Source organism: Cupriavidus sp. KB_39, assembly GCF_052114485.1.
Classification (GTDB): Bacteria; Pseudomonadota; Gammaproteobacteria; order Burkholderiales; family Burkholderiaceae; genus Cupriavidus.
Window position 1 is genome coordinate 1 of the sequence record NZ_JBFREV010000079.1, and the last position, 6,086, is coordinate 6,086.

At 63.2% G+C, this 6,086-nt stretch carries 8 protein-coding genes and 1 tRNA gene; 5 read left to right on the forward strand and 4 right to left on the reverse strand.

Annotation, left to right across the window (positions count from 1 at the left end; genetic code table 11):
- The first annotated feature begins 106 nt into the window (after window positions 1-106).
- The 3 genes from AB4Z27_RS28240 to AB4Z27_RS28250 all read left to right on the forward strand — a co-directional run bounded on the left by AB4Z27_RS28240 (window position 107) and on the right by AB4Z27_RS28250 (window position 2,915).
- Complete coding sequence (locus tag AB4Z27_RS28240) at window positions 107-928, forward strand: hypothetical protein (RefSeq protein ID WP_441645870.1); 822 nt, start codon at window positions 107-109, stop codon at window positions 926-928.
- A complete protein-coding gene (locus tag AB4Z27_RS28245; RefSeq protein WP_441645871.1) occupies window positions 925-1,689 on the forward strand; it encodes a hypothetical protein in 765 nt (254 codons plus the stop codon). The genes AB4Z27_RS28240 and AB4Z27_RS28245 overlap by 4 nt, the downstream gene beginning before the upstream one ends.
- 131 nt (window positions 1,690-1,820) lie before the next feature.
- Entirely contained in the window at window positions 1,821-2,915 is a 1,095-nt protein-coding gene (locus AB4Z27_RS28250; RefSeq protein WP_441645872.1) for a DNA-methyltransferase, read from the forward strand.
- Between the two features lie 2 nt (window positions 2,916-2,917).
- Here the strand turns inward: AB4Z27_RS28250 and AB4Z27_RS28255 are convergent, their stop codons facing one another.
- Together AB4Z27_RS28255 and AB4Z27_RS28260 are read right to left on the reverse strand one after the other, a co-directional pair.
- Window positions 2,918-3,133, reverse strand: coding sequence for a hypothetical protein (locus tag AB4Z27_RS28255; protein WP_441645873.1), 216 nt, complete (start codon window positions 3,131-3,133; stop codon window positions 2,918-2,920).
- A gap of 297 nt (window positions 3,134-3,430) precedes the next feature.
- On the reverse strand, window positions 3,431-3,667 hold the full coding sequence (locus AB4Z27_RS28260; RefSeq protein ID WP_441645874.1) for a hypothetical protein: 237 nt from the start codon (window positions 3,665-3,667) through the stop codon (window positions 3,431-3,433).
- 32 nt (window positions 3,668-3,699) lie between these two features.
- Here AB4Z27_RS28260 and AB4Z27_RS28265 point away from each other — a divergent pair, with 32 nt between their 5' ends.
- Together AB4Z27_RS28265 and AB4Z27_RS28270 are read left to right on the forward strand one after the other, a co-directional pair.
- Complete coding sequence (locus AB4Z27_RS28265) at window positions 3,700-4,356, forward strand: hypothetical protein (protein WP_441645875.1); 657 nt, start codon at window positions 3,700-3,702, stop codon at window positions 4,354-4,356.
- A gap of 53 nt (window positions 4,357-4,409) precedes the next feature.
- On the forward strand, window positions 4,410-4,718 hold the full coding sequence (locus tag AB4Z27_RS28270) for a hypothetical protein (protein WP_149137542.1): 309 nt from the start codon (window positions 4,410-4,412) through the stop codon (window positions 4,716-4,718).
- Here the strand turns inward: AB4Z27_RS28270 and AB4Z27_RS28275 are convergent.
- Window positions 4,715-5,743, reverse strand: coding sequence for a tyrosine-type recombinase/integrase (locus AB4Z27_RS28275; protein WP_441645876.1), 1,029 nt, complete (start codon window positions 5,741-5,743; stop codon window positions 4,715-4,717). The two genes, AB4Z27_RS28270 and AB4Z27_RS28275, sit on opposite strands and share 4 nt — an antisense overlap.
- A 194-nt stretch (window positions 5,744-5,937) precedes the next feature.
- Window positions 5,938-6,024 (reverse strand) — tRNA-Leu (locus AB4Z27_RS28280).
- Window positions 6,025-6,086: the final 62 nt, after the last annotated feature.

Sequence of the window (6,086 nt, forward strand, 5' to 3'; positions counted from 1 at the left end):
GGCTGATCCAGCTGGCGCTGCAGCACGGCACGGACTGGCGCGAGCGCGCGCGGAAGAGCATCGAAGAACTGCAGGCGGCGACGCAGGCCGCCAGCGAGGTGCGCGCATGATCCGCCGCGAATATCGTACCTTCGGCTTCTGCTGCGGCCTCGGCGGGGGCGCCAAGGGCTTCAAGAAAGCCGCCTCGCAGGTTGGCAACATGATCGCCACCTGCAGGTGCATCGGCGGCATCGAGGTCGCCGCGCACCTCACTACGAATTTATCGCAGCGCGTCTTGTTAAGCGCGCTTCTGCGCAAACTCTGCAGCAGCAAGAACGTCCGAAGCTACTTTATCGAAGCTCTCTGCGGAACTGATCCACTCTGCACACTTCCCTTCAAATTCAGGATCCAAACCAAGGAGAGACCGGCCGTGGTTCTTTTCGATCTGAATCTTCATACGCCGTATTTGGATCCGAATTGTAGAGCCAAGGCCAACCGCATCGGGCTGCAGATCCGCTTCGTCGAGCCGCAGAGTCTGGTCAAAAACACTCGAAAGGCCTTCGCCGTTGATATTCATGACGTTCACCATATCCGCGACACGAAGGAATTCCTTTCGCTGATTATCGAGCTCACTGCATACCACAACGAATTCGGATGTAATGCCTCGCAGCCGACGCGCAATCACCAACCGGTGGTCCAGCTTTTCTACCCGATCGCGTTTGACTCTATCCGCTCCCTGCCGCCACGGCACGTATATGGCGATTCCGATGCCAGCCACAGATCCAACTGCCTGGAACCATGCAGCAACGCCATCCTTGTCCGGCCACATCGCGTGGCAGGCAAGAGTCAGTATGGTCAGCGCCAGCAGTGCGGCCCCGAACTCAAGCCATCGCCAATATTGCTTCAACACCCCTCAGCCCTCCCGTTTTGGGGAGGCATCCTAGCATGAGCCGAATCGTCTGCCAGTTCTCTTGTGGCGCTGCTTCGGCAGTAGCGGCAAAGCTCGCGATAGCCCAGTTCGGGCCATCGCGGGATGTCCAGATCATCAATGCCTTCCTGAAGGAAGAGCATGAGGATAACCGTCGCTTCGCTGCCGACTGCGAAGCGTGGTTCGGAAAGCCGATCACCACTCTTCGGGACGAACGCTACGGCGCCAGCGTCATCCAGGTGTTCCGCCGCCGGCAATACATGAAGGGCCCCGCTGGAGCGCCATGCTCGAAAGCGCTGAAGCGCGATGTCCTAGACGCATGGAAGCAACCGGGCGACATCATGGTGTTTGGCTATACCCTGGAAGAAGAAGACCGCCTGGATGACTTCCGGGAGCGCAATCCAGACCGCCCAATTCTGGCGCCGCTGATCGACGCCCAATTGAGCAAGGAAGACTGCAAGGCGATGGTCCAGCGCGCCGGTATTGCGTTGCCCGCGATGTACCTGCTCGGCTATGAAAATGCCAACTGCATCGGTTGCGTGAAAGGTGGCGAGGGCTATTGGCGGGCCATCCGCGCGGACTTCCCAGAATACTTCGAATCCACCTGCTTGCTCCAGGATGAAATCGGGGAAGGCTCTTGGTTCCTCCGCTATCGTTCCGGGCCGCTGAAGGACCAGCGCTTCCCGCTCCGAAAATTGCCCGCCGGGCCGATCGTTCGCAACGAAGTGTTGCCGTCATGCAGCTTCTTCTGCGAAATGGCAGAGCAGGAGTACTCAGCGTGACGACTCACAAAGGAACCGCGCAACATCTTACTGCTGGCCGAGACCGGCGAGACGTTCATGCTGTCAGCCACGCCGGTGTGGGTACGGCCGGTGGCGGTGGCACTTTCCGTGGCTCAGCAGACGGAGCCAGCATGCTGACCAACCACTGCTACCAAGGCGACTGCCGCGCCGTCATGCGCAACCTGATCGCCGCCGGCGTGCGTGTGCAATGCATCGTGACCAGCCCGCCGTACTGGGGTCTGCGCGACTATGGCGTGGCCGGCCAACTAGGGCTGGAGCCGACGCTGCGCGAATTCCTAGACAACATGGTCGAGGTGTTCGACCTCTGCCACGAGCTGCTCGCCGACGAGGGCACGCTCTGGCTGAATATGGGCGACAGCTACGCCGGCTCATGGGGATCTCAAGGCCGCGAATACGGCGGCGTCGCGGCGTCAGTTCTAAGCGCGCGCCAGATTGCGGCAAGCCAGCGCAAAGCCAGCGGCACGGGTAAGATTCGCGATCCGGGCATCAAGGCGAAGGACATGATGGGCCAACCATGGCGCCTCGCATTCGCGCTACAGGACGCCGGCTGGTGGCTGCGGCAGGAGATCATCTGGCACAAGCCGAATCCAATGCCCGAGAGCGTGCGCGATCGCTGCACCAAGGCCCACGAGTCTCTGTTCCTGCTGGCGCGCAGTGAGAAGTATTACTTCGACGCGGATGCGATCAAAGAGCCGGCGACGCACGGCATCACGCCGACAGGCGTCGGTTTCGGCCACGGCTTTGATGCAGACCCGAAAGCGCGGGTCAGAACGCCTTCGGGCTGGGACACCGATGCCGGTGGCCACCGCGAGCTAACCGGCCGCTACTCCAAGAAGAACAGCTTCGCGCGGGAGACGAAGTACTCGGACGGCGAGCATGGCCAGAAAGCCCAGCACCGCGCAGACCGCGAGGATGTCGACTACAGCCAGACACGGAACAAGCGCAGCGTCTGGACGATCCCCACGCAGTCGTACAGCGGCGCGCACTTCGCCACCTTTCCCGAGGCGCTGGTGGAACCCTGCGTTCTGGCAGGCAGCCGGCCCGGCGACATCGTGTTCGACCCGTTCATGGGGTCGGGCACAGTGGCTAGTGTCGCCCAGCGACTCGGCCGCCGGTGGCTCGGCGCCGAACTCAATCCCGACTACATCGCGCTCCAAGCGGGGCGGACGCGGCAGCCAGGGCTGGTGCTAGAGGCTTCGGCATGACCTCAGTTCTCAACCTCATGCCAGCCGGCGAAGCTGTCGTTCATGTTGTTCTCGTAGGTCCATTTCGTACCGCACGTCGAGCAGATGAACGACGTCTTGATGACGGGTGCCTTCCCGAACGGGCGGATTTTCTCACTGCCGGTTTCAACAAGGGCGTCGTGCCCCCGTTCCCCGCGGCTGTCGGGGAGGATCGAAAAGCAAGCATCGCACTTCGCCATGGCCGTCTCCCAAGAATGGTGACGTTAGGTGGCACCAATGAAGTTGCCGGTGTAAGGCTACTCCGGGCTCCGTTCAATTCGACTCCTTGCATCACGCATGGCGTCGGCCATCGCAAGTTCACGCGTGGGGAAAGAGTTTCCTTGGCTCTCAAAGGTCGCTTGGTCGTCGAGGGTGTATGTCCAATGCCACATCCCGAAAGTCCTCTCGGTCAATTCAAAGGTCACGTGCCGACCCATGAAAATAAGGCTCTCAGCCATGGCTTGTCCCTCCATTTCGTCGGGAGTCAAACGGGCAATTTACTCGTCCACGCCCAATATCACGTCCACCGCCGCACGGCCAGCGACTTCAGCCACCAGATATGCCCATCGTTTGGAGAATGGGCTGCCGTGAACTTTGATCCGCTTTCCTATCGCGGCGACTCCGGCTGGATTTGTCGGGCCCGTGATCTGGAACCAGACGTCAAACATGTCTGTGGAAGTGCCCGTCAGGAACATCCGGATCTCGAAGCCTCGGTACTCGGAAACGCGTTCCATATCCGCCCCTCCAACGTGACAACCATCCTAGCATGACCAACTACCCCCTCACTTGGCCGGCCGGCTGGCCCCGCAAAACCGACGCTCAGCGCGCCGACGCGCGCTTCGGCCGCAAGGACCGGCGCACGGTCAACTACACGAACGGCGGCAGCACGTCGTGGACCACCACCAAGGCCCTGACGGTGTCCGACGGCGTGAAACGCGTGCTGGATGAACTGGCCCGCCTTGGCGCGCGGCCGGGCTACACGGTGATCAGCACCAACGTGGTGGTCCGCCTGGRTGGCCTGCCGCGATCTGGCCAGCGCGAGCCCACCGACCCGGGCGCCGCCGTCTACTGGCAGGACCGGGCAGGTGCGCCGCGCGTGATGGCAATCGATCGGTACCGCGCCGTGGCCGACAACCTCGCCGCCATCGCGGCAACGCTGGAAGCGCTGCGCGCGATCGAGCGGCACGGCGGCGCCCAGATCCTCGACCGGGCATTCACGGGCTTCACCGCCCTGCCGCCGCCGGCCGCCGCGCGCAGCTGGCGCGAGGTCATCGGCGTGCCGGCAGGCGAGCGCGACATGGCCGCGGTGCGAGCGGCGTACCGGCGGCGCGCCCAGACCGACCACCCGGACCGCGGCGGCACGCACGACGCGATGGCAGAACTCACGGCCGCGATGCGGCAAGCAGAACACGAACTGGAATGACCGAAGCAGCAGCACGAATCATCGAAACAACAGCCAGAAACTGGAGCATCACCATGAGCGAAGCAGACCTGATCGAACGCATTGCAGTGGCCGTGGCCAATCACGTGCGGCCAGCGCTGCCCGTGAGCGTTACCCTGTGGGACGTGGAGCGCATCGCCGAATACCTGGTCCGCTCGCCCAAGGTGGTGCGCGAGCGGGTGGTGACTCTGCCCGGGTTCCCGAAGCCGATCCGCATCCCTTCGGTGCAGTCGGGCAAGGACGAGCTGGCGAAGGCCCTCCCACGTTGGAAAGCGGCCGAGGTCATCGCCTGGGCGGAGTCGTACCGCGAGCAGCCGGCGGGCCGGCCCCGGAAGACGGACTAGCCGAGCCGGCGCGCAATGTCCCGGGCGGACTCGTTGTAGTAGGTCAGCAACTCCTGGAGGTTGGTGTGCCCGGTCATCCGGGCCAAATCCAGTGGCTGAAGCTTCTTCGCCAGGCGGGTGATCGCCTCATGGCGGGTGTCATGGAAGGTCAGGTCGGCAATGCCGGCCTTTTCTTTTGCCTTGCGGAACAGGGCGTCCCGGCTGGCAGCCGAGAGCGCGAACAGCGGCTTGCCCTCTTCCACCTTCGGCAGCATCCGCAACAGCTCGAGCGCGCGCATGGAGAGCGGCACGTCCCGCGCGCCGCCGTTCTTGGTCAGCGGCAAGTGCGCAACCTGCGCCTCGAAGTCCACCGTGTCGCTGGTCAAGCCCAGCATCTCCCCGGAGCGCATGGCCGTCTCGATCGCCAGCAGGAATGCCACGGCGACCCGCTGCGACGGCAGGGCCACCGGCATCCCTTCCTGATACCCAAGAGCCAGGGTGACCTTCTCGATCTCCTTGTCAGAGATGAGCCGGTCGCGCGGCGGGTTGTCCGGCGGCCGGCGCACCTCCTTCATCGGATCGGCGATCAGCCAGCCCCATTCCTTCCGGGCGACCTCCAGCGCATGGGACAGCAGCGACATTTCGCGGGATACGGATGACCCGGAAATCTTCGCTCCAGATCCTGGGACGGTGTCTCGCGCGCGCGCGTCGCGCCACGCGGCAATGTGGTGAGGCTTCAGGTCGGCCAGCCGGATGTCACGGAACGGCTTCCCCTCAACCATCTTCTTTCCGATCAGCTCAAGCCGCAGCTTCTCCCACCGCTCGCCGCGCTTGGTCGGGCTGACCGTCTTTTGGTACTGGTCGAACACGTCGCCCACCGTGTGGGTCTTGCTCCCCATGCCGCCGTCGATGGATCGCATCTCGGCCTCGCGCTTCACCGCCCACTCCTGAGCCTGCGCCTTGGTGTCGAACATGCGGCTGTCCCGGGCGCCCTTTACTGTGAGCTGCACGCGCCAACCGGTCGCCGTCTTGAGAATGGATGCCATGAGTTCGTGGGAGGACCGTGGGAGAAAAATGGGAGAGCCCATCGAACGGATAGTGGCAAATAGGGTGAGGGAGGGGGTGTAGCGTAAACCCGGCTTGATACCCGCCACGCCTTATAGAATAAGGGCTATTGGTATGAAGGGGTATTGAATGGTGGGGAGTGAAATCGTTGCGGCGACGCAACGAAAAAGGACTTTGGTGCGAGGGAGGGGACTCGAACCCCTACACCATTGCTGGCGTCAGGACCTAAACCTGGTGCGTCTACCAATTTCGCCACCCTCGCGGTCCTTGCGGCGGTTGCCCTGGCGGGCGGCCGCGTTGTCGGTTGGCGCTGCGCATCCTCGA